The following is a 23,225-nucleotide window of genomic DNA, read 5'->3' on the forward strand; positions in this document are numbered from 1 at the left end:
GAAATACCTGCGCTGGTTACGCCAGCCACCGCTTGCGGCGCTTGTAATGCTTCACATCACGGAAGGACTTGCGGCCCTCACCGCCGACACCAAGGTAGAATTCCTTGACGTCTTCATTCTCGCGCAGCGCCTTGGCCTCGCCATCGAGCACAATGCGGCCCGATTCCACGATGTAGCCGTAGGTGGCATAGCGCAGCGCGATGTTGGTGTTCTGCTCGGCCAGGAGGAAGGACACGCCCTGCTCCTCGTTGAGCTGCTTCACGATCTCGAAGATTTCTTCCACCAGCTGCGGCGCCAGTCCCATGGAGGGTTCATCCAGCAGGATCATGCGCGGGCGGCTCATCAGCGCCCGGCCGATGGCGCACATCTGCTGCTCGCCGCCGGAGGTATAGCCCGCCTGACTGCGCCGCCGCTCCCGCAGGCGGGGAAAGTAATTGTAGACCATCTCCAGATCAGCCTTGATCGCCCCTGCCCCGTCCCGCCGCGTGTAGGCGCCGGTGAGCAGGTTTTCCTCGATGGTCAGATGACCGAAGCAATGACGGCCTTCCATCACCTGAATGCAGCCGCGCCGCACCAGATCATTGGGAGACAGATCCTGCACCTGATCGCCCTTGAAGGTGATGCTGCCCTTGGTCACGTCCCCGCGCTCGGCCCGCAGCAGGTTGGAGATGGCCTTCAGCGTCGTGGTCTTGCCCGCGCCATTGGCCCCCAGAAGGGCAACGATGCCGCCTTCCGGCACCGTCAGGGACACGCCCTTCAGCACCAGGATGACGTGATCATAGATCACTTCGATGTTGTTCACCGACAGGATGGGGCTGCTGGCCGCAGCCGGGCTGGAAGCTTGAAGCACGGGTCTGATCCTCTTTCCGGCATGTCCCTGCCGCGGGCGGTTCACGTCCGCGGCAGAAAGCGCTCCTGAACTCTTGTCAGTTCGGGCAGGGCTCCGTACGGGCCGGCCAGGGAGCGTTCTTCTCGGTGTATTCCTTGGCGGCGGCCTCAAGCAGCGGACGCACGGCGTCCTTCATCGGCTCGATCCAGTCCGAAGCCTTCACCCACTTGGTGCCGTCCCACTCCTGAATGTAGACAGGGTGCGAACCGGTGTGATCCTCACAGGTGACCTTCATCGGATGGGCGAAGCCGGACAGGCCGATTTCCTTCAGCCGCTCTTCGGAAAGTTCCAGCGCCTCAAGGCCGATACGGGCATCTGCACCGGTCAGAACCGTCTTGCCGGTCTTTTCCTGCGCGGTGCGGATGGCTTCGGCAATCAGCACGCCGTTCAGGACGCCGCGGTTGTAGAGAACGGTGCCGAAGTTGGCTTGGGTGGTCTGCGACTTGCCAGCATCGACGACCAGCTTCTTGATGTCGGCCAGTGCCGGATAGTCGGTGCCGAGGCCGGAGATGTTCAGCGCCTTGTAGCCTTTGGCACCGGCGCCACCGGCTGCGGCATCATCATCACCGCCGGACCACCACACGCCGATCATCTTGTCCATCGGGAAGCGGGTCTTGACAGCTTCCTTGATGGCGGTCGGGTTCATCGCGCCCCAGCCCCACATGATCACGTAATCCGGACGGTCGCGGCGAATGTTGAGCCACTGCGAGGACTGGTTCTGCATTTCCTTGGCCGGCACCGGATACTGGGTGACATCGAAACCGTAGGTCTTTGACAGCTGCTCCAGCAGCGGCAGCGGCTCGCGGCCGAAACCGGCATCAAGGAAGATATAGCCGATCTTCTTGCCCTTCAGCTTGTCCAGTCCGCCTTCCTGCTCGCCAATGTACTTGATGACCACGGAGAGGCCGTCCCAGTAGGTGTCCGGCACGTTGAAGACCCAGGGGAAGGTGTTGCCGATGGCTGCAGCCGACAGGCCATAGCCCATGGACAGAACCGGAATCTTGTCGACACCGGCTTTCGGAATGATCTGCAGCGTCGTGCCGGTGTTATACGGGTTGTACATCAGGGCGCCCTTACCCTTGGTCGCCTCGTAGCACTCCATGCCCTTCTGCGGATCATAACCCGTCTCGCACTCTTCAAGGATGACCTTGACGCCGCCGATGCCGCCATCGCGCTCGTTCAGCATCTGCAGATAGTCATACATGCCATTGGCGATGTGGATGCCAGAGCCCGCAAAGGCGCCGGTGCGGTAGGTGAGCAGCGGGATATAGTTGCCTTCCGCAGCTGCGGCCGTGTGGGCGGCGAAGGGCGCGGCGCCCCCCAGCGCAAGTGCGGTACCCAATGCGATTGCCTTGAAGTTCATGTTGCTTTCCTCCCAAAGAACGGCTGGCTTTCTGGTCCGCTTGCCTTTGTGTGTTGTGGCGGACGAAGGCTCCAGCCGGGTTTGTTTCCAGGTGGCCGTCAATACGGGAACGGCCACACCCGAAGCTTCTGCTTGCCGATCTGCCACAGCCGGGCGAGACCATGCGGTTCCACGATCAGGAAGAAGATGATCAGCGCGCCCACGATCATGTGAGACAGATGCTGGATCGTCTCGGCCCCCACCTCGATACCCGTCATGGCCGGAATGGCACGCAGCACGACCGGCAGGATCCAGATGAAGGCAGCGCCCAGGAACGAGCCGCCGATGCTGCCCAGCCCGCCAAGGATGACCATGAACAGGATCTGGAACGACAGGGCGATGGAGTAGGACGAGGGTTCGGCCGCATTGAGCCAGAAGAACACCATCATCGCACCCGCCACGCCGCAGATGTAGGACGATACGGCGAAGGCCAGCAGCTTGGCCCGGAGCGGGCGGATGCCGATCAGTTCCGCCGCAATGTCCATGTCGCGGATCATCATCCAGGACCGGCCGATGCGGCCGCGGATCAGGTTCGACACCAGCCCCGCAATGGCAAGCGTGATGCACAGCACGATGAAGTAGCGCGTCAGCGGTGTGGCCTCAGCCCCGGCAATGGTGATGCCGAACATGGTCCGGTGCGGGATCTCGATGGCGCCGGAGGCGTTGTAATTGTAGAGCCAGCCGATGCGGATGAAGCACCATTCCAGAAAGAACTGCGCTGCCAGCGTCGTCACCGCCAGATAGAGCCCCTTGATGCGCAGGCTCGGCAGGCCGAAGATCGCGCCGATGCCGGCCGAGAACACGCCCGACACCAGCACCAGCAGGATCACGTTCACATCCGGGAAGAGGGAGGTGAGCTTGTAGGCTGCATAGGCACCCACGCCCATGAAGGCGCCGGAGCCGAGGGAGAGCTGACCGGCAAAGCCCGTCAGCACGTTGAGCCCGATCGCCGCCAGCGAGAACACCAGGAACGGGATCATGATCGAGCTGAGAAAGAAGTCATTAGCCAGATAAGGAATTGCGACAAAGGCTGCAAAGATGAGGATCGCAATGCCGATCCGGTCCTGCCGGATCGGGAACAGCGCCTGATCCGCCTCGTAGCTCGTCTTGAACTGGCCTGCCTCACGGTAAAACATGGGACCTCACACGCGCTCGATGATGCGTTCGCCGAAGAGACCTTGCGGACGGAACAGGAGGAAGATCAGGGCGATGATGTAGGCGAGCCAGGACTCGATGCCCCCGCCCACCAGCGGACCCCAGTAGATCTCGCCGAGCTTCTCGCCGAAGCCGATGATCAGCCCGCCGATGATGGCGCCGGGGATGGAGGTGAAGCCGCCAAGGATCAGAACGGGCAGCGCCTTGAAAGCAACGATCTCCAGCGCGAAGGACACGTCCGAACGCGCCCCCCACATGATGCCCGTCACCAGCGCCACGATGCCGGCAGCAAACCAGACGATGGCCCAGATCTGGTTCAGCGAAATGCCGACCGAAAGCGCGGCCTGGTGGTCATCGGCCACCGCACGCAGTGCACGGCCGATGCGGGTTTTGTTGAAGAAGATGCCAAGGCTTGCCACCATCAGCATGGCGATGACCGCAGCCGCAATGTCGATATGCTGGAGGATGACGAGGCCGCGCTCGCCAAACTCGATGGCGGTGGAGCCCGTCGGTAGCCACAGTTCTTCGGTGATCATCCGCTTCGGCTCGCCGCCGAAGATGAACTCGCCGAAACCGATGAGAAAGTAGGTCATGCCGATGGTCGCCATCAGCAGGATGATTTCCGGCTGGTTGACCAGCGGCCGCATCACCACCCGCTCGATGGTGTAGGCCAGAATGCCCATCACACCGATGGTCAGCAGCAGCGCCAGAAACGCAGGAACCCCGTGCTCATAGAGCCCGACCAGCGTCAGCCCGGCGAACACCACCATGATGCCCTGCGCGAAGTTGAAGACGCCGGAGGCCTTGAAGATCAGCACGAAACCAAGGGCGATCAGGGCATAGAGAATGCCCGCCACGAAGCCTTCCCACAGCACCTGCAGCAGGAAATCCGGCTGATCGGCCATCTGCGCAAACGGCAGGATGAAAATATCATAGAGCATCGCCGTCCCCCTTAATGCGCCACGCCGAGATAGGCGTCGATGACTTCCTGACTGGCCTGCACCTCGGCAGGGGGGCCATCGGCGATCTTCTTGCCGTAGTCGAGCACGACCACCCGGTCGGACAGATCCATGACCACACCCATGTCATGCTCGATGAGGGCGATGGTGGTGCCGAACTGCTGGTTCACATCAAGGATGAAGCGGCTCATGTCCTCCTTCTCCTCAAGGTTCATGCCGGCCATCGGCTCGTCGAGCAGCAGAAGCTCCGGCTCCATGGCCAGTGCCCGGCCCAGTTCCACCCGCTTCTGCAGGCCATAGGGCAGCTTGCCCACCGGCGTCTTGCGGATGGCCTGGATCTCCAGAAAGTCGATGATGTCCTCGACCTTGCGGCGGTGCTCGATTTCCTCGTCCCGCGCCGGGCCGTAATGCAGGAGCTGCCAGAAGAAGTTGCGGTGCATCTTCAGCGAGCGGCCGGACATGATGTTGTCCAGCGTGCTCATGCCCTTGAACAGCGCCACATTCTGGAAAGTGCGGGCGATGCCCTGCGCCGCCGCATCATAGGGCCGCATCTTGCTGCGGGCCGTGCCCCTCCAGGTGATGGTGCCCTGCTGGGGATGGTAGAAGCCGTTGATGACATTGAGCATCGACGTCTTGCCCGCCCCGTTGGGACCGATGATGGCGCGGATCTCGCCCTTGCGGATGTCGAAGGAGATGTTGGTGATCGCCTTCACACCGCCGAAGGACAGCGAGACATTGTCCACCTTCAGCAGCACTTCGGGAGCAGGTTCGGCTCTGGCCGCCGGTTCGGCAGCAGGCAGGCTGGTTGCTGTCACGGCATTCATTCTGCAGCCTCCCGTATGGCCTGCACCGGGGCGTGCGGCGTCATGTCCCTGATCTCGACCGTGGCCTCGATGACGCCCGTGCGGCCGTCCTCGAAGGTCACTTCAGTGCGCACATGGCGCGAGGTGGAACCGTCATAAAGCCCTTCGATCAGCGGGGCATAGCGTTCTGCGATGAAGGAGCGGCGGACCTTCTGCGTACGCGTCAGCTCGCCGTCATCCGCATCCAGCTCCTTGTGCAGGATGAGGAAGCGGTGGATCTGCGCACCCGCCATCATCGGCTCCGCCGCCAGATCCCGGTTCACCTGGTCCACATGCTGCTGGATCATCCGGTAGACGTCCGGATGGGCGGCAAGCTCCTGATAGCTGGCGTAATTGACGTTGTTGCGCTCCGCCCAGCTGCCCACCGCCGTCAGGTCGATGTTGAGGAACACGCCGGTGAAATCCCGCTCATTGCCGAAGGCCACCGCCTCCTTGATGTTGGGGAAGAACTTGAGCTTGTTCTCGATGTATTTCGGCGCGAACAGCGCACCGGTATTGAGCTTGCCCACATCCTTGGCGCGGTCGATGATCTTCAGGTGGCCGTTGGGGGCAATGAAGCCGGCGTCACCGGTAAAGACCCAGCCATCCTCCGTCTTGGTGGTGCGGGTGGCCTCGTCGTTCTTGTAATAGGCAACGAAGGTGCCCGGCGAGCGGTAGAGCACCTCGCCGTTTTCGGCGATCTTCAGCTCCACCTGCGGCGCGGGCTTGCCGACCGTATCGGCGAAGATCTCGCCATCCGGCTGCAGGGTGATGTAGACGCTGGCTTCCGTCTGGCCGTAGAGCTGCTTCAGATTGAGGCCGAGCGAGCGGTAGAAGCTGAAGATCTCCGGCCCGATGGCTTCACCCGCCGTGTAGCCGACCTTCAGCCGGGTCAGGCCAATGCGGTTCTTCAGCGGGCCATAGACCAGAAGCTCGCCAAGGCCATAGAGCAGCCGGTCGCTCAGCGGCACCGGCTGGCCGTTGAGGATCTTTTCGCCCGACCGGCGGGCCACGCCCATGAAATAGTCGAACATGGCCTTCTTCATCCGGCCCGCGTCCTCCATGCGCACCATGATGCGGGTGAGCATGCTTTCGAAAACACGCGGGGGAGCGAAGAAATAGGTCGGTGCGATCTCCAGCCGGTCCAGATCCACCGTGTCGAGGCTTTCCGGGCAGTTGACGCAGTAACCGGCCGTATAGGCCTGCGCCAGCGAGAACACGTGGTCGCCGATCCAGGCCAGCGGTAGATAGGCGAGGATGTCCTCGCTCTCGTCCAGCTTGTCGAAGGCATTGGCGTTGCGGGCCGAAATGACCAGATTGTCGAAGGACAGCATGACGCCCTTGGGGCGGCCAGTGGTGCCGGAGGTGTAGAGCATCACGGCAATGTCACTGCCCTTGCCCTGCGCCAGCCCCTCCTCCCAGGCGCTGACCGCCTTCGGATCTGCTGCCACATGCTGGCGGCCAAGATCCTGCACGCCGGTGAAGCTGAACAGGCGGCTGTGGTCATAGTCGCGCAGGCCGCGCGGATCATCATAGATCACGGCATTCAGGCTCGGCACGGTCTCCGCCATGGAGAGAAGCTTGTCGACCTGCTCCTGATCTTCCACAACTGCAAAGCGAACTTCGGCATGACCCAGAACATAGGCCATTTCTTCTGCGACGGAGTCTGCATAGACCGGAACCGGGATGGCGCCGAGCGCCTGCGCTGCCACCATCGACCAGTAAAGCCGGGGTCTGTTGGCGCCAACAATGGCGATCTTGTCGCCTGCCTTCAAGCCAATTCTGCCCAGGCCGATTGAAAATCTGCGCGTTTCGTCAAGAACTTCTGCCCAGGTCCAGCTTTGCCAGATACCAAGGTCCTTCTCCCGCACTGCAGTACGGGATCCGAGTTCTTTCGCATTGCACAAGAGAATCTTCGGAAAGGTGTCGGCACCTTCCCTCGCAGCGCTGGTCAATCTTGCCATCGCGTCGTCCACCCTCCCAGGCGCCCCGTTTGCCAGGGTCGCGTTTTATCCCTCATGAAACGCCTTCCTCCCGAAGGGCCGCAAGCTCTTTCTTTGGAGGAGCCTGCGGATGTTTCACCATGGGTTGCATTTGACGGTAGACCCGGTGCATTGCTCCAGTATGTTCAGACTGTGACGAATTGTTTCAGCGCCATCCTCCCTTCATCCGATGGCTGACTGGTGTTCCCTGCTGCCTTCTGCCTAAACTCACGCCATGACGATCAGCTCCGGCACCACCGAATATATCGACATGCTGCAGGCTGCCCTTGATCATGTGAATCAGGGCTTCTCGGTCTTCGATGCAAACCTGCAGCTTGTGGCCTGGAACAGGGGCCTTTGCGACATGCTGGACTTTCCGCCGGAACTGGCCCGGCGCGGCGCGCATCTGGCGGAGTTCCTGCGGGTCAACACGGAGCGCGGGGAATACGGCCCCGGTGATGTGGAAGGCAAGATCCAGCGGCGGCTGGAGCGGGCGCGCCAGTTCGTGCCGCATTATTTCGAGCGCATCCGCCCTAACGGCCAGGTGATCGCCGTGCGCGGCACGCCCCTGCCTCAGGGCGGGTTCGTCACCATTTACACCGACATCACCGAGGAACGGCGGCGGCAGGAAAAGCTGGAGCGGACCGTGGCCGAGCGCACCCGCGCCCTGCGCCAAAGCGAGGACTGGCTGCGCTTCGTCACCGACAACATCCCGGCTCTTGTGGCCTATATGGCCCCGGACACGGGCTCCGGAGCCGGCCCCGTCTTCCGTTTTGCCAACCGGCGCTATGCGGAATGGTTCGGCCATTCCATCGCGTCCATTGCGGGGAGAGCCGCCCGCGAAGTGCTGGGGGCAGAGCTTTTCACCGAATTGCAGCCGCAGATCGAGCATGCGTTCAGCGGCCATGCGGTGTCCTATGAGTACAGCCGCCGCAAGCAGACCGGCGAGCTGGCCTACATGCGCTCCACCCTCATTCCGGACATGACGGTGGACCGGCGCACGCTGGGCGTTTTCGTGCTGTCGCTGGATGCCACGGAGCAAAAGCGCAACGAGGCGGCCCTCGCCCAATCGCAGCGCATGGATGCGGTCGGCAAGCTGACCGGCGGGCTGGCGCATGACTTCAACAATCTGCTCGCCATCCTGATGGGCAATCTCCTCAGCCTGAAGCGCAAGGGCAGTGAGGTGACGCCCGCCGATGTGGAGGCCCACCTTGCCCCCATGCTGCAGGCGGCGCAGCGCGGGGCGGACCTGACGCAGCGCATGCTGGCCTTCAGCCGGGGCCAGTCCTCAGACCTGCAGACCGTGGAACTGGCACCGCTTCTGGCCAACACGGCGACATTGCTGCATGGCTCACTCCCCGGCACCATCAGCCTGTCCTTTGATCTTTCCGGCGAACGGCTGGTGGCGCGGGTGGACCCGGCGCAACTGGAGACGGCCATCGTCAACCTTGTCTTCAATGCGCGCGATGCCATGCCGGAAGGCGGCAGCATCACCGTCAGTCTGTCGCAGGAGCAGCTGGCGGAGCGCGATCTGCCCGGCACCGGCCTGAGCGCAGGCGCCCATGCCCGCATCAGCGTACGCGATACTGGCCAGGGCATGGATGAAGCCACCCGGCAGCGGGCCTTCGAGCCTTTCTTCACGACAAAGCCCTTCGGCACCGGTTCCGGCCTTGGCCTGTCGATGGTCTATGGCCTTGCCCGGCAGGCGGGCGGGCATGCGGATATTTCCACCGCCCCCGGCGCAGGCACCACCGTGTCGCTGCTGCTGCCCCTCAGCGCCAGCACCGGCCCTTCCGGAACGGGGGCCGAGGGCGCACAAAAGGCCCTTGCCATGGGCTGCGGTGAGCTGATCCTGCTGGTGGAGGATGAAGCAGCCGTGGCCGAAGCTGTTGCCCTGCAGATTCGCGACCTCGGCTACACAGTGCTGACGGCGGAAAGCCCGGCAGATGCCCTCGAGCTGGCGCAAGATGTTCGGGAAATCCGGGCCGTGCTGTCCGATGTGGTGATGCCTGGCCAGATGAACGGGCTCGCCCTTGTGCGCCAGATCCGGCAGGGACGGCCGGACATCGGCATTGCGCTGATGAGCGGCTACGCCGACTATGGTGCGCCTGCCGGCGGGACCTGCCAGAAGGCCGATGCCGCAGCTTTTCCGCTTCTGACCAAGCCCTTTGACATGGCGGCACTGTCTGAAACCTTGAGGAAGATCACCGCACATGACGCCTGAGACGCCCGGCACCGGAAGCAGCACAACAGCCACGTCCGGGCTGGTTTACATCTGCGATGACGAGGCGGAGATCTGTTCCATTCTGGCCAGCACCCTGGAGGTCTACGGCTTCCGCTCGGTCTGCTTCCAGCAGGCGGGCAAGATGCTTGCCATGATGGACCAGCAGCTGCCCGACGCCTGCCTCATCGACCTTGGCCTGCCGGACATGGACGGCATGAGCCTCATCAACGAGATCCGCAAACGCACCTCCCTGCCCGTCATCGTGCTCTCCGCCCGCAGCCACTCCTCCGACCGGGTGATGGGGCTGGAGATGGGGGCAGACGATTATGTGGTGAAGCCCTTCGACCCGCGCGAGATCGTGGCGCGGCTGCGCTCCGTGCTGCGCCGCTCGTCCGAGCGTCAGACTGCAGCTCCCGGCAAGGGCAATGCCGCCCGCTTTGCCGGCTGGACCTTTCATCCCGGCGCCCTGCGCCTCGTCTCTCCCTCGGGCGAGGAGACGTTCCTCTCCACCGGCGAAGCAACGCTGCTGGAGGCCCTGCTGCGGGCGCCCAAGCGCGTGCTCTCGCGTGACTACCTGCTGGAGCACGGCGGCCGCGACGACAGCCTCGACCGCTCCATCGACGTGCGCATCTCCCGCATCCGCAAGAAGCTGGCGACCGAATCCGATACGCCCCTCATCCGCACCATTTACGGCTCGGGCTACATGCTGACGGCACAGGTGGACTGGGCGTAATGCCCTGCGCGGGCTCTACCCGTAGATCGCCTCCGGCAGCCAGGTGGCAAGCTGCGGCACGAACCAGAGGATCACCAGCATCAGCAGCTGGATCAGCACGAAGGGAATGATGCCGAGGTAGATGTCCGAGCTGCGCACGGAGGCTGGGGCTACACCACGCAGATAGAACAGGGCAAAGCCGAAGGGCGGGGTGAGGAAGGAGGTCTGCAGGTTGACCGCCATCATCACGCCCAGCCAGGCCGGATGCATGGAACTGCCGTCGGGCATGGGCAGTTGCAGCAGCACCGGGGCAACCAGCGGCACCACGACGAAAACGATCTCCAGAAAATCAAGGAAGAAGCCCATCACGAACATGACGAGCATGACCGCCAGCATGGCGCCAAGTGCGCCGCCCGGCAGATCCTTCAGCAGGGAGTGCACCAGCTCGTCACCGCCCAGATCCCGGAACACCAGCGAGAAGAAGGTGGCGCCGATCATGATGGTGAAGACCATGGCAGTGATCTGCGTCGAGGACTGGATGACCGGCGCCAGCACGCCCGAGCGCAGCACGCGGGCAAGGCAGACGGCAATCCCCCAGGCACCAACAAGACACAGCAGCGCCGCAAGGCCGATGCCGGCCCATTCCAGCGCCCCGATTTCCAGCCGGGTGATGCGAAGATCCACCACCCGCGACAGGGCAAGCGCTGCCAGCAGGCAGACCGCCCCGGCATAAACCGGCAGGGGCCGCGACACATCGGCCCGGAAGCCCGCCAAAAGCAGCGCACCCACGGCGCCGACTGCGGCAGCTTCCGTCGGCGTTGCCACACCGGCCAGGATCGAGCCGAGAACGGCGATGATCAGCGCCAGTGGCGGCACCAGCACGCTGACCAGTTCCTTCAGGCTCACCTTCTGCGGCGCGCCGCCATCCGTTCCGCGCATGGGCGGGGCCTTATGGGGCGACAGGAAGGCAACGGCCATCTGATAGGCGATGTAAAGGCCGACGAGGCAGAGGCCGGGAATGAGGGCAGCGGCGAAAAGATCGCCCACCGAGAACGGGTCCGGCGACCAGTTGCCGAGGTTGCGCTGCGCCGTCTGATAGGCGCTGGACAGCTGGTCAGCGAGGAACACCAGCACGATCGACGGCGGAATGATCTGGCCCAGCGTTCCGGCCGCAGCAATCGAGCCGGTGGCAAGGCGCGGGCTGTAGCCGTTGCGCAGCATGGTCGGCAGGGACAGGAGCCCCATGGTCACCACCGTGGCGCCGACGATGCCGGTGGAGGCGGCCAGCAGGGCGCCGACAATAGAGACCGAAAGGCCGAGCCCGCCGGGCATCTTGCCGAAGAGGCGGCCCATGGCCTCCAGCAGATCTTCCGCCACCTTGGAGCGCTCCAGCATGACGCCCATGAAGATGAAGAGCGGCACCGCAATCAGCGTCTCGTTCGTCATGATGCCGAAGATGCGCAGCGGAATGGCCCCGAGCGACAAGGAAGCACCTGAGAAATGCCCCAGCAGCGCAAAGACGAGAGCAACGCCTGCCAGCGTGAAGGCCACCGGGAAACCGGCCATCAGGCAGACCACAGCCGTGGCGAACATAAGGATGTCGAGGATGGAAATCAGGTCCATGGTCTGTCTCAGCCCTCTTTCCGGGCGAATGTTTCAAGCGCTGGAGCATTGCCCGAGAGGGCCGCGGCAGCGCGCAGCATCAAGGCCAGGCCCTGCAGCGCCAGCAGCCCGGCATAGACGAGGATCGCCGTCTTCAGCACATAAAGCGCCGGAATGCCCGACGTCTCGCGCGAGCCTTCCCGGATCATCCAGGAGATCTGCACGAAGGGCCAGGCGTGCCAGAGGATGACGGCGCACATGGGCAGGAGGAACAGGGCACACCCGGCCAGATCCACCAGCGCTTTGCGGGCGGGGCTGGCATCCCGGTAGAACACATCCACCCGCACATGGGCATCAATGGCCAGCGCATAGGCGGCGGAGAGCAGGAACAGGAAGCCGTGCATGTAGAGGATGCTTTCCTGCACCCAGACCGACCCTGCACCGAACACATACCGCAGGATGACCACCGCAAACTGCACCAGCACAATGCCCAGCATCAGCCAGGACACGGCGCGGCCAATCGCCGAATTGAGGGACGTGATCACCTGAGCGGTGCGGAACATCGCGGAGCCTTTTCGGAAAAGCAAAGGGCGGGGAAGACCATCAGCCATCCCCGCCCTGCTTTCGTCAATAGCCAGCTGTCAGAAATTCAGCGAGACATCCCGGTGTTTCGACAGGCACGGCGCCAGCGCCACCGCAACGTCACGCGGCAGGCGCGGCAGCTGGCGCAGGCCTATGGTGCCGCTGGTGGCAGCATCATAGGCGCTGATCTTCGGCAGCAACTCGTCAAAGGCGCGCTGGCGCCACGCGAGATCTTGCTTGAGCGCGGCGATGGAGTTGTCCAGCTCGGCCACAGCTGCCTGCGGATCGGGCGCATTGGAGCGCATGATCTTGCGGGCCTCGTTGATCCCCTTGCGGATCTCGGCCGTGCCCTCCAGTGCGGAAACCTCGCTGCGCAGCAGGTCGATCTGCTCCAGCGCCTCGGGCAAAGGCTTGGAGATGACCGCGTCCTGCAGGGCCGTGAACTTCTGCTCCATTTCCTGCAGGGCAGGTGCGGCCTGAAGCGCGGCGGTCACCTTCATCACAGGCTCGGAGGCATTGTCCACAAGGCGGCGGTAGGCGAGACGGGCCTTGTTCTCAGCATCCTGCACCAGCGCAAAGGCATCATGATCTGCCGTCCAGTTGGCCGGGATCTTCGCCAGCAGCGCATCATGCGCCGCCTGCAACTCTGCCATTTCCGCCTTTGCGTCTTCTCCCCGCTCCGCAGAATAGATGCCGGTCGGACCGGAGCGCGAAATGATCACCTCCAGTTCCTTGATTTCACGCTCGATCTTGCGCGCATCCCGCTCGATGGCCCGCACCTGAATCTGCAGCGGACGGTAGGTAACTGCGGCCTGCGTGACGGCAGCCACAGCCGCATCGATCTCCGCCATCTGCGGAAGGGCCTTCCCGGCATTCTGCAAGCCGGATTTCAGTTCCTGCTGCAGATCGGACGGCAGATAGCTGACATCCGTTCCCTTGAGCTGACTGATGGCGGCGGTGATCGCAGCGCCATTCTGGCGGAACTGCTGGCTGGTGTAGGTCTCGATGCAATATTGCAGACGCGGGTTCTTCGGCGGCGGTGCAGTCTCGGACAGCAGCGAGGACCGGTTCGGCAGATAGTTGACGATCTGCGGATAGAAACCGACGATTGTCAGCGCCAGCAACTGAATGCCGATGAAGGCCAGAACCCCCTTGTAGATCTGCACTGTCTTCACCACAGCCGGAGCCACGCCGCGCAGATAGAAGAGCGCGAAGCCGAAGGGCGGGGTGAGGAAGGAGGTCTGCAGGTTGAGGCCGAACATCACGCCCAGCCAGACGGCCGTCACGTTGGCGGACGGATCTGCCAGCAGGATCGGCGCAACAATCGGCACCACCACCACGGCAATTTCGATGAAGTCGAGGAAGAAGCCGAGGATGAAGACAACCAGCATGACCATGAAGAACTGGGCCCAGAAGCCGCCGGGCAGGCCTTGCAGGAAGTCCTTGACAAGATCCTCACCGCCAAAGGCGCGGAAAGCCGATGTCAGCATGGCCGCGCCAATCAGGATGATGAACACGAGGCACGAGCCCTTGGCCGTCTCGATCATCACCTCGCGCAGGGTGTTGTCCGTCACCATCGTGCGCCAGCCGCTCCAGATCACGGCAAAGACAAGCATCGAAACGGCGATGGCACCAAGGACGATGCCGGTCGTATCGCCATTGGCGAAGACCCGCTTGATATTGGTGTCATAGAAGCTGACGGCGACGGCAATGCCCAGAAGCGCCAGAATGGCAATAATCGCCGGCGTATAGACGCCCTTGCCCTTGCCGTCCTGCAGCCGGTAGCCAGCCATGATCATGGCACCGATGGCACCGACAGCGCCGGCCTGGTTGACCGTGGCGATGCCGGCCATGATCGAGCCGAGCACCAGCACGATCAGCGCGAGCGGCGGCACCAGCGTGATGAACACCTGGAACAGGAACTGCCGGTCCATCTTGCCCTCGCTGCGCACCGCAGGCGCAGCCTTGGGGTTGATGAGCGCAAAGCCAAGCATGAACAGCACGTAGAGGCCCACGAGCAGCAGACCGGGCAGGATGGCACCGAGGAACAGCTCGCCCGCGCTGGTGGAGGCGATGGCAAGGTCAGACGGCATCTGGCCGGCGCCATTGGCATCGCGGAAGAGGGCCTGACGCAGGTTGCCGGCCTGATCGACGCTGGAGGACAGCTGGTCCGCCAGAATGATCAGCACGATGGAGGGCGGAATGATCTGGCCCAGCGTGCCGGAGGCGGCGATCGTACCGGTGGCCAGAGGCACCGAGTAGTTGTTGCGCATCATCGCAGGCAGCGAGATGAGCCCCATGGCCACGACTGTGGCACCGACAATGCCGGTGGTGGCGGCGAGCAGCGCACCCACCAGGATGACCGAAATGCCCAGACCGCCCGGCACCGGCCCGAACAGCCGCGCCATGGTGATCAGCAGGTCCTCGGCGATCTTCGACCGCTGCAGCATGATGCCCATGAAGATGAACAGCGGGATGGCTATGAGCGTGTCCCGCTCGGCCTCCCAGTAAATGCCGCGGAAGTTGGTAACGCCCGCGCTCAGCCATTGGCTTGGGCCGCCATGGGCGAAATAGGCATCGGTATTGCCGGCAAACAGATAGCCTGCGCCCGCAGCCAGGCCGATGGAGATGATTGCCGATCCTGGCAGGGCAAAGGCGACGGGAAAGCCCGAGCCAAGCGCCGCCGCCATCAGGACGATCAGCAGAATAAGGAAAAACAGTTCCATAGGTGCAAATCCTGCTGGGTCAGTGCTTGATGGAGCCGGAAAGTTCGCGGCGGCCGGGTTCGCCGCGCATGTCCGCCACGGCAGCAAACAGATAGCTGACGAACTGGATCATCATCGTCACGGCGAAGACACCAAGGAAGCCCGCCATCAGATACTTCACATAAAGGCCGAAGCCTGCCTGTGTCGTCTCATAGGAGAGCATGGGGCTGTTGATGATCGACTGCCTTGATCCCAGACCGAAGTAGAGAATGGTCCAGCAGAACACCATGCCGAAGGCGATGGCACCAAAGGCATTGGCAAAGCCCTTCGCCGTCTCGCCGAAGCCGGCATAAAGCACATCCACACGCACATGCCCTTCTTCAAGGAGCGTGTAGGCGGAGGCGAACAGGAACAGCGCCGCATACCAGAAGCGCACGAGGTCGGACAGGAACGCCTGTTCATAGGAAAAGACGAAGCGGCCCAGCACGATCAGAAGCTGGGATACCACCACCAGCAGGGCCAGCCAGTAGAACCCGAGAGTCCGCGTGACGGCCGCAAGCAGAACCGACAAGGCGATGAGCGGCATGTGGACATAGCCGCCGCGGAACTGCGCGCGCCCCAGATCACTTGCCAGCTGATTGCCTACCACAGCCTCCAGAACGCCTTCGACCCGCAGGAAAGAGATCGTTGTGTCGGCAATCCCGACGATGACCACCGCCCAGAATGCCCAGCGGATCAGGAAAGCGTTCAGCCTGTTGATACGCTCGCTGTCGGCGCGCAGTCCGGGGGAACGGGGATAAAGCACATAGGCCACAGCCAGAAGCGCCAGAACGGCATAAAGGCCGGTCTGCATCTGCGCACCGGCCGATCCGGTTCCGGGCCCGGGAAAACCCTGCCAGTAGGTGAGGTAGTTGTTGATCAGGAAGGCAGTCATGACTGCCAGATTGATCCAACCGAACAGCCGGATGGCAAGAACACCACCGGTCCGGGATTCCAGCGCACGCGCAGTCTCAGCAGCGGCGCCTTGAACCGGGTTCAAGGCCGTCATCGTCAAACGCCTCGTCAAAAAAGGTTTGAACCAGGAAGGGGGCGGGGCTAGCCCCGCCCCCCGGTCAGGTGGACGCCAGTGGCGGTCAGACCTTGATGCCGAGCACGCGGTTGCGCTGCACCGTGTAGCCGGTGTCAGCCAGAAGCATCCAGCGGCCCACTTCCGAACGGGCCTTCACGAAGCTTTCGTGAACGCGCTTGGTCAGGTCGCCGTGCTGGATGGTCTCCTCGAACACTGCTGCCGATGCATCGCCGAAGGCGTCATAGACTTCGTCGGAGAACTGCTTCAGCACGACGCCATGCTCATTGATGAGCTTGTCGAGATAGGCACCGTTGAAGCCGTTCGCCTCTGCCATCGAGAAAGCATTTTCCTCGTTGCAGGCTGCCTCGACGATCATCTGGTCGATCTTCGACAGCTTGGAGAACCAGGACTTGTTGCAGCCCAGCGCCAGCATGGAGCCCGGCTCATGCATGCCCGGATAGTAGTAGTATTTGGCGGCTTCGTAGAACTTCATGAAATAGTCGTTCCACGGGCCGACCCACTCGGTCGCATCGACGGCGCCGGAGACGAGGTTTTCGTAGATCTGGCCGCCCGGCAGGGACACCGGCGAGGCACCCAGCTTGGCCATGACGTCGCCGCCAAGGCCCGGAATGCGCATCTTCAGACCCTTGAGATCGTCGGCAGTTTCAATTTCCTTGTTGAACCAGCCGCCCATCTGCACGCCGGTGTTGCCGGCGTTGAAGTTCTTGAGGCCAAACTGGTCAGCCAGCTCGTCCCACAGTTCCTGGCCGCCGCCAACCTTGATCCAGGCGTCGATTTCGGCATAGGTCAGGCCGAACGGAACCGCCGTGAAATAGGACCACGCCGGGTGCTTGCCCTTCCAGTAATAGTCGGCACCGATATAGGCCTGTGCGTTGCCCGAGGCCACTTCGTCGAAGGCATCGAATGCACCGACGCGCTCACCGGCGGCGAAGTACTGCACGTTGATGCGGCCTTCAGTCAGCTCGGCGATACGGGCCGCCAGGCGCTGCGCGGAAACACCAAGGCCCGGCATGTCGCGCGGCCAGGTGGATACGATCACCATGTCGGTGCGGGACTGCGCAATTGCCGGAGCGGCAAGCGTGGTGGCGGCAGCAATACCGCCTGCGCCAATGCCAGCCTTCTTGATAAACGAACGACGATCCATAACGATATCCTCCCAGATATGGCGAGTGCTCAGCCACTTTGGAGCCTTGCACTGACACCTGTCTGTGTCTAGGTGATCCTTTGAATGAGGCGCTAGTCGTGTTTCTGCGCATCTTTTCCGTAGTACTACTGAAAAGACGCTGCTTTCCGGCAATTTTATTGCCGCAAGCGGGTCACTTCCGGAATGCAGGGGGCCACTGGTGACGTTCAAAACAAAACTGCTCCTCATCACCATCCTGCCCCTTGTAGCTGTCTCGGGGCTGATTGGCGGCATCACCTTCTTTCAGGCCTCACGCCTGATTGAGGCCCAGACCCGCGCCGTGGAGGAGCGGATTCTGTCCAGCAAGCGGCAGGAGGTTCAGAACGCCGTCTCGCTGGCACTGACCTCAATCCAGAAGCTCTACGAAGAGGAACACGGCGGGCGCGAGGCTGCACAAACGGAAGCAAAACGCATCCTCAATGACATCACCTTCGGCGAAGACGGCTATTTCTTCGTCTATCTGCGCGACGGCACCAACATCGTACATCCCAAACTGGCCAATCTTGTCGGCGGCAAATGGTGGGATCTGCAGGACCCGGAAGGCAATTACGTCATCCGCAATCTCATGGCCGCAGCCGAGGCCGGCGGCGGCTTTCACCGCTATGTCTGGGACAAGCCGAGTGCAGGCATGAATGCCGAAAAGCTTGGCTATGCCGTGATGCTGGACAAGTGGGGCTGGATGGTCGGCACCGGCCTCTACATCGATGACATCGCCCGGGAAGTGGCTATCGTCCGGGCCGATTTCACCGCCAACGTGCAGCAGACGGTGCTCGTGATCTTCCTGATCACCATGGTCGCCATCCTCCTGAGCCTGACCGCTGTGGCCACGGTCAGCTTCTCGGAGCAGAAATTCGCGGACGGCAAGCTGAAGGAACTGACCCACCGGATCGTCGATGTGCAGGAGCAGGAGCGCAAGCGCGTGTCGAGCGAGCTGCATGACAGCATCTCCCAGCTGCTCGTCTCCGTGCGCTATGGCATCGAGATGCTGCATTCCCGCAGCCCCGGCAGCGGCGAAATGCAGACCCAGGCCGAGCGCTGCCTGCGCATTCTGGACGAGGCAATTGGCGAGGTGCGGCGCATCTCCAAGGATCTGCGTCCAAGCATTCTGGACGACATGGGCCTGTCGGCAGCCCTCACCAGCCTTGCCAAGGATTTCGAGGCGCAGTCCGGCATCACTGTCGGCATCTCGGCCGACCGGTGCCGCAACCGCCTGCCCGATTCGGCGAAGACGGCGCTGTACCGCGTGGTGCAGGAAGCGCTGACCAATGTGGCCCGGCACTCGGCCGCAGCACAGGTCAGCATCCGCCTGGTGACGGGGGAACGGTCGCTGACGCTGACAATCGAGGACGATGGCGTCGGCATCCCCCTGCCCTTGCCCCAGCTTGGTGGCCTGGGCATCCGCAACATGCGCGAACGCATAGAGACACATGGCGGCACCATGGTAATGTCACGGGTGGGTGCCCAGGGCACCATGATCCGGGTAACCATGCCCATGCTGCCGGACGAAGAAAACCGGACAGCCGCATGAGCCGCTGTGGCCCGAGCAGGAGAGACGCTGCATGACCAGCCCGCAAGCCCGCAAGGACGATCTGCCGCGCAAGGTGCGCGTGCTGCTGGCCGATGATCATGAGCTGGTGCGCGCCGGCATCCGGGCCCGGCTGGAGGGCGTCGCCCCCTTCGAGATTGTGGGCGAGGCCACGGACGGGCGGATGGCGGTGCAACTGGCCGAAATGCTCAAGCCCGACATCATCCTGATGGATATTTCCATGCCCGGTCTCAACGGGCTGGAGGCGACGGAGGCGATCCGCCGCAAACATCCGATGATCAGCGTTCTCGTGCTGTCGATCTATGACAACCCGGAATATGTGCGCGGCGTCATGCAGTCCGGAGCCAGGGGCTATCTGCTCAAGGACATCTCCGCGAAGGAAATGATCAACGCCATTCTCGCCGTGGCGGACGGCGGCTATTACTTCTCCTCCCGCATCGGGCCGGCACTGATGGAAAACAAGCCATCGCCATCGCCGGCCAACCCCTATGGCCTGACGGAACGCGAGCGCGAAGTGCTGCAAGGGGTCGCCCGGGGGCAAGCCAACAAGGAAATCGCCGCGCATCTTGGCATCAGCGTGCGCACGGTGGAATCGCACCGGCTCAACATCCGCGACAAGGTCGGCAGCGGCAACGCTGCCCACCTTTACCGCATCGCGCAGGAGTTAAGGCTGGTCTGATGCCACCCAGCATCAGCTGCCCATTCACTCCGGCTTTTCGCTCTCCAGAAACTCCCGGATCCGCTCCAGCGCAAGGCTGATGTTTTCGCGGGAATTGGCGTAGGAGAGGCGGATGTAGCCTTCGCCCAGAATGCCGAAATCCGGGCCGCCGATGGTGGCAACGCCCGCCTTTTCCAGCAGCGCTGAGGCAAGCGGCTTGGCCTTCCAGCCGGTCGCCTTGATGTTGGGGAAGGCATAGAAGGCGCCCAGCGGCGTGCGGGCGGAAATGCCGGGCAGCGCATTCAGCCCCTCGACCACCAGCTTGCGGCGGGCGTCGAACTCCGCAACCATGGATGCTACCGCATCCTGAGGGCCTGTCAGGGCCGCAAGGCCGCCGAACTGGGCCGGAGAATTGACGCAGGACCAGCAATTGACGGCGAGCTTGCGCGCCTTGGTGATCAGGGTATCGGGCCACACCGCATAGCCCATCCGCCAGCCGGTCATGGCATAGGTCTTGGACCAGCCGTCGAGCAGGATCACCCGGTCGCGGATCGCCTCGAACTCCAGCAGCGACACGTGCTCCTGCCCGTCATAGGTCATCTGGCCGTAGATCTCGTCCGAGAGAATGGCGATATCGGGCCGCTCCGTCAGGCCCTGCACCAGCTTTTCGATCTCGGCACGTCCGGTGATGCCGCCGGTCGGGTTGGCGGGCGAGTTGAGGATGACGAGCCGCGTCTGCGGCGTCAGCAGCGAGAGGGTTTCCTCTGCCGAGAAGCCGAAGCCATTCTCCTCGCGGATGGGCACAGGTACGGGCCGGGCGCCGGTGAACTCGATCATCGAGCGGTAGATGGGAAAGCCCGGATCGGGATAGAGAATGTCCACGCCCGGCGCACCGAACATGAGGATGGCCATGAACATGGTGACCTTGCCGCCCGGCACGATGACCACATTGTCCGGATTGACGGAAACACCCACCCGCCGGTGAATGTCCGCACTCACCGCCTCGCGCAGGGGCAGGATGCCGGTGGCACCGGTGTAACCGTGCTCGCCGTCGCGCAGCGCCTTGATCGCAGCCTCCACGATATGCTCCGGCGTCCTGAAGTCCGGCTGGCCGATGCCCAGATTGATGATGCTGCGCCCCTGCTGCGCCAGCGCATTGGCGCGGGCAAGCACCGCGAAGGCGTTTTCCTCTCCGATCCGGTCAAAGGCGTCGATGGTCCTGAGCATGTCCTCTCCCTTGCTTCAGCGGTGCCGTTCCTCCCCGCCTGTTGCTGCGCAGAATCACGACGCGGCAGCCGCTGCGCAAGGGCGGAAGGGCCTCTTTGTGTTCGGCAGTTACATTGAAGAGGTGATCTTTGCTTTTGGACTACCTATATTGCCGCCAAACGCATCACCTCTTATGGTTCGCCGCTGCTGCGCCAGTTGCCGCTGGCAGCCGCGATCCGCTTCAGGAAACAGGACTTCACGCCATGAGCACCGATGCCAGCACCGCGTCCAAGCAGATCCCCGTTACCGTTCTCACCGGGTATCTTGGCGCAGGCAAGACGACGCTTCTCAACCGCATTCTGTCGGAGAATCACGGCCAGAAATATGCGGTGATCGTCAATGAGTTCGGCGAGATCGGCATCGACAACGACCTGCTGGTCGAGTCGGACGAAGAAATCTTCGAGATGAACAACGGCTGCATCTGCTGCACCGTGCGCGGTGACCTGATCCGCACCGTGCAGAACCTGATGAAGCGCCGTGGCAGCTTCGATGCCATCATCGTCGAGACGACCGGCGTGGCCGATCCGGCTCCCGTGGCCCAGACCTTCTTCATGGATGACGACGTGCGTGCCGCCTCGCGGCTGGATGCGGTCGTCACCGTGGTTGATGCACGCCACGTGCTGCAGCGCCTTGCCGACACCTCCGAGGCAGAAGACCAGATTGCCTTTGCCGATGTCGTCCTGATCAACAAGACAGATCTGGTGACGCCTGAAGAGCTGGCCGCCGTCGAGGCGCGCATTCACAAGATCAACCCCTATGCTGTGCGTCACAAGACCGAGCGTTGCAGCATCGACATTGGCAAGGTGCTGGACCGGGGCGCTTTCGATCTCGACCGCATCCTGACGCTGGACCCGCAGTTCCTCAAGACGGGCCACGGTCATCATCACCATCATGACCATGACCATGACCACCATCATGATCACGAGTGCGGCCCCGATTGCGGTCATGATCACCACCACGATCATCACCATGATCATGGGCACCATCATCACCACGATCACGCGCATGACCATGACCATGACCATGACCACGGGCATGATCACGTTTGCGGCCCGGACTGCGATCATGATCACCACCACCATCATGATCACGATGACCCGCATTCGGTGCGCAGCATTTCGCTTCGCGCCGGCGAGCTGGATCCGCCTGTCTTCTTCTCCTGGATCAACCGGGTCACCCAGAGCGATGGTGCGAAGATCTTGCGTCTCAAGGGTATTCTCGCCTTCAAGGACGATCCGCAGCGCTATGTCATTCAGGGCGTGCACATGATCGTCGAGGGCGATCACCAGCGCGACTGGAAGGACGGCGAGCCGCGTGAGAGCCGTCTCGTCTTCATCGGCCGCGAGCTGGATTTCGACGCGCTGAAGCAGAGCTTCGACGCCTGCGCCGCCTGACGGACAGCCACGAGAGCCATTGAAGGACTGACCGTGCCGACACTTGCAGCGACTGAACTCTCCGGCTTTGCCGTCAAGGCCGGGTTCCTGAAGGATATTCCCTATTTTGCCCTTGGCAGCGGCGAGGTGGTGCTGGTGGAAGGCGGGCAGAAGACCATCCGCCTGCACTCCGGCGGTCTGCTGGCGGCCGACGAGCGGGTGGAGGCATCCGGCCACGCCACGGCGCTTGTCACCGGTGGTGACGACGGCAAGGTGATGGAACTCAGTGCTTCGGGCGAGGTGCGCCAGCTTTCCGAGCGTCCGCGCAAGTGGATCGATCTGGTGGCCTGCGGCCCTTCGGGGGCAACGGCCTTCGCCAGCGGCCGCACCGCCTGGGTGCGGCTGACCGATGGCACGGAAAAGGAATTCCCGCATGAGCGGGCGGTGGGTGGCCTTGCCTTTGCGCCCAAGGGCCTGCGCCTTGCCGTTGCCCGCTATGACGGGGCGACCCTGTGGTGGGTGAACACGCAGGGCCAGCCGCAGATGCTGGAATGGAAAGGCGCCCATCTGGCCGCCAGCTTCTCGCCGGACGGCAAATATCTCGTCACCTCCATGCAGGAGGCGGCGCTGCACGGCTGGCGTCTCACCGATGCGCAGGACATGCGCATGACCGGCTATCCGTCCAAGATCAAGTCGATGAGCTGGTCCGCGAAGGGCCGCTATCTGGCCACCTCCGGCGCCAATGCTGCAATTGTCTGGCCCTTCTCCGGCAAGACCGGCCCCATGGGTCAGGCGCCCCTGCAGCTTGGCACCCGCAGCGATGCGCTGGTGACCTCCGTTGCCTGCCACCCGAAAGAAGATGTGGTCGCGGTCGGCTATCAGGACGGCATGATCCTTCTGTGCCGCTTCGAGGACAATGCGGAAGTGCTGCTGCGCCGTGCCGCCAAGTCGCCCGTCTCCACCATGGCCTGGGACCGGGCGGGCGTCCAGCTTGCTTTCGGTACGGAAGATGGCGAGGGTGGCGTCATCGCATTGGAATGACCGGGAGAGAGGTG

The 23,225-nt window shown here is 62.9% G+C and carries 18 protein-coding genes; 6 read left to right on the top strand and 12 right to left on the bottom strand.

The window, feature by feature from the left end; genetic code table 11:
- Positions 1–16: 16 nt before the first annotated feature.
- From H163_RS0112160 to H163_RS0112185, 6 genes are all read right to left on the bottom strand, one after another.
- A complete protein-coding gene (locus H163_RS0112160; RefSeq protein WP_019964861.1) occupies positions 17–850 on the bottom strand; it encodes an ABC transporter ATP-binding protein in 834 nt (277 codons plus the stop codon).
- 76 nt (positions 851–926) lie between these two features.
- A complete protein-coding gene (locus H163_RS0112165; RefSeq protein WP_019964862.1) occupies positions 927–2,252 on the bottom strand; it encodes an ABC transporter substrate-binding protein in 1,326 nt (441 codons plus the stop codon).
- A gap of 98 nt (positions 2,253–2,350) precedes the next feature.
- Positions 2,351–3,427 carry a branched-chain amino acid ABC transporter permease gene (locus tag H163_RS0112170; RefSeq protein WP_019964863.1) on the bottom strand — a complete coding sequence of 359 codons (1,077 nt, stop codon included), beginning with the start codon at positions 3,425–3,427 and terminating at the stop codon, positions 2,351–2,353.
- 6 nt (positions 3,428–3,433) lie between these two features.
- Positions 3,434–4,387 (bottom strand): branched-chain amino acid ABC transporter permease, encoded by a 954-nt coding sequence (locus H163_RS0112175; protein ID WP_019964864.1) that lies wholly within the window; start codon positions 4,385–4,387, stop codon positions 3,434–3,436.
- 11 nt (positions 4,388–4,398) lie between these two features.
- Positions 4,399–5,229: an ABC transporter ATP-binding protein gene (locus H163_RS0112180; RefSeq protein WP_019964865.1), complete on the bottom strand. Its 831-nt coding sequence runs from the start codon at positions 5,227–5,229 to the stop codon at positions 4,399–4,401.
- The gene (locus tag H163_RS0112185) at positions 5,226–7,211 is read right to left on the bottom strand and encodes an AMP-binding protein (protein ID WP_026355772.1); all 1,986 of its coding nucleotides are present in this window, start codon (positions 7,209–7,211) and stop codon (positions 5,226–5,228) included. Before H163_RS0112185 ends, H163_RS0112180 begins: the two co-directional genes overlap by 4 nt.
- A gap of 253 nt (positions 7,212–7,464) precedes the next feature.
- On the opposite strand from H163_RS0112185, the gene H163_RS0112190 reads away from it, so the two are divergent.
- On the top strand, positions 7,465–9,453 hold the full coding sequence (locus H163_RS0112190; protein WP_019964867.1) for a PAS-domain containing protein: 1,989 nt from the start codon (positions 7,465–7,467) through the stop codon (positions 9,451–9,453).
- Entirely contained in the window at positions 9,443–10,186 is a 744-nt protein-coding gene (locus tag H163_RS0112195; RefSeq protein WP_019964868.1) for a response regulator transcription factor, read from the top strand. Before H163_RS0112190 ends, H163_RS0112195 begins: the two co-directional genes overlap by 11 nt.
- A 15-nt stretch (positions 10,187–10,201) precedes the next feature.
- On the opposite strand, the gene H163_RS0112200 is transcribed toward H163_RS0112195, so the two are convergent.
- The 5 genes from H163_RS0112200 to H163_RS0112220 form a co-directional block, all read right to left on the bottom strand.
- Positions 10,202–11,788 (bottom strand): TRAP transporter large permease, encoded by a 1,587-nt coding sequence (locus H163_RS0112200; protein ID WP_019964869.1) that lies wholly within the window; start codon positions 11,786–11,788, stop codon positions 10,202–10,204.
- Between the two features lie 8 nt (positions 11,789–11,796).
- The gene (locus H163_RS0112205; RefSeq protein ID WP_019964870.1) at positions 11,797–12,330 is read right to left on the bottom strand and encodes a TRAP transporter small permease subunit; all 534 of its coding nucleotides are present in this window, start codon (positions 12,328–12,330) and stop codon (positions 11,797–11,799) included.
- A 78-nt stretch (positions 12,331–12,408) separates the two neighbouring features.
- The gene (locus H163_RS0112210; RefSeq protein ID WP_019964871.1) at positions 12,409–15,075 is read right to left on the bottom strand and encodes a TRAP transporter large permease; all 2,667 of its coding nucleotides are present in this window, start codon (positions 15,073–15,075) and stop codon (positions 12,409–12,411) included.
- Between the two features lie 19 nt (positions 15,076–15,094).
- The gene (locus tag H163_RS0112215; protein WP_019964872.1) at positions 15,095–16,102 is read right to left on the bottom strand and encodes a TRAP transporter small permease subunit; all 1,008 of its coding nucleotides are present in this window, start codon (positions 16,100–16,102) and stop codon (positions 15,095–15,097) included.
- Between the two features lie 85 nt (positions 16,103–16,187).
- Positions 16,188–17,288 (bottom strand): TRAP transporter substrate-binding protein, encoded by a 1,101-nt coding sequence (locus H163_RS0112220; RefSeq protein ID WP_019964873.1) that lies wholly within the window; start codon positions 17,286–17,288, stop codon positions 16,188–16,190.
- A 199-nt stretch (positions 17,289–17,487) separates the two neighbouring features.
- Here H163_RS0112220 and H163_RS0112225 point away from each other — a divergent pair, with 199 nt between their 5' ends.
- Positions 17,488–18,855, top strand: a complete 1,368-nt coding sequence (locus H163_RS0112225; protein ID WP_019964874.1) for a cache domain-containing protein — start codon at positions 17,488–17,490, stop codon at positions 18,853–18,855.
- Between the two features lie 31 nt (positions 18,856–18,886).
- Entirely contained in the window at positions 18,887–19,552 is a 666-nt protein-coding gene (locus H163_RS0112230; RefSeq protein WP_019964875.1) for a response regulator, read from the top strand.
- Between the two features lie 24 nt (positions 19,553–19,576).
- On the opposite strand, the gene H163_RS0112235 is transcribed toward H163_RS0112230, so the two are convergent.
- On the bottom strand, positions 19,577–20,758 hold the full coding sequence (locus tag H163_RS0112235; protein WP_019964876.1) for a pyridoxal phosphate-dependent aminotransferase: 1,182 nt from the start codon (positions 20,756–20,758) through the stop codon (positions 19,577–19,579).
- A gap of 242 nt (positions 20,759–21,000) precedes the next feature.
- On the opposite strand from H163_RS0112235, the gene H163_RS0112240 reads away from it, so the two are divergent.
- Together H163_RS0112240 and H163_RS0112245 are read left to right on the top strand one after the other, a co-directional pair.
- Complete coding sequence (locus H163_RS0112240; protein WP_019964877.1) at positions 21,001–22,191, top strand: CobW family GTP-binding protein; 1,191 nt, start codon at positions 21,001–21,003, stop codon at positions 22,189–22,191.
- Between the two features lie 33 nt (positions 22,192–22,224).
- Entirely contained in the window at positions 22,225–23,211 is a 987-nt protein-coding gene (locus H163_RS0112245; protein ID WP_019964878.1) for a WD40 repeat domain-containing protein, read from the top strand.
- The last annotated feature ends 14 nt before the right edge of the window (positions 23,212–23,225 follow it).

The sequence above is a fragment of the Pannonibacter phragmitetus DSM 14782 genome, from assembly GCF_000382365.1.
Taxonomy (GTDB): Bacteria; Pseudomonadota; Alphaproteobacteria; order Rhizobiales; family Stappiaceae; genus Pannonibacter; species Pannonibacter phragmitetus.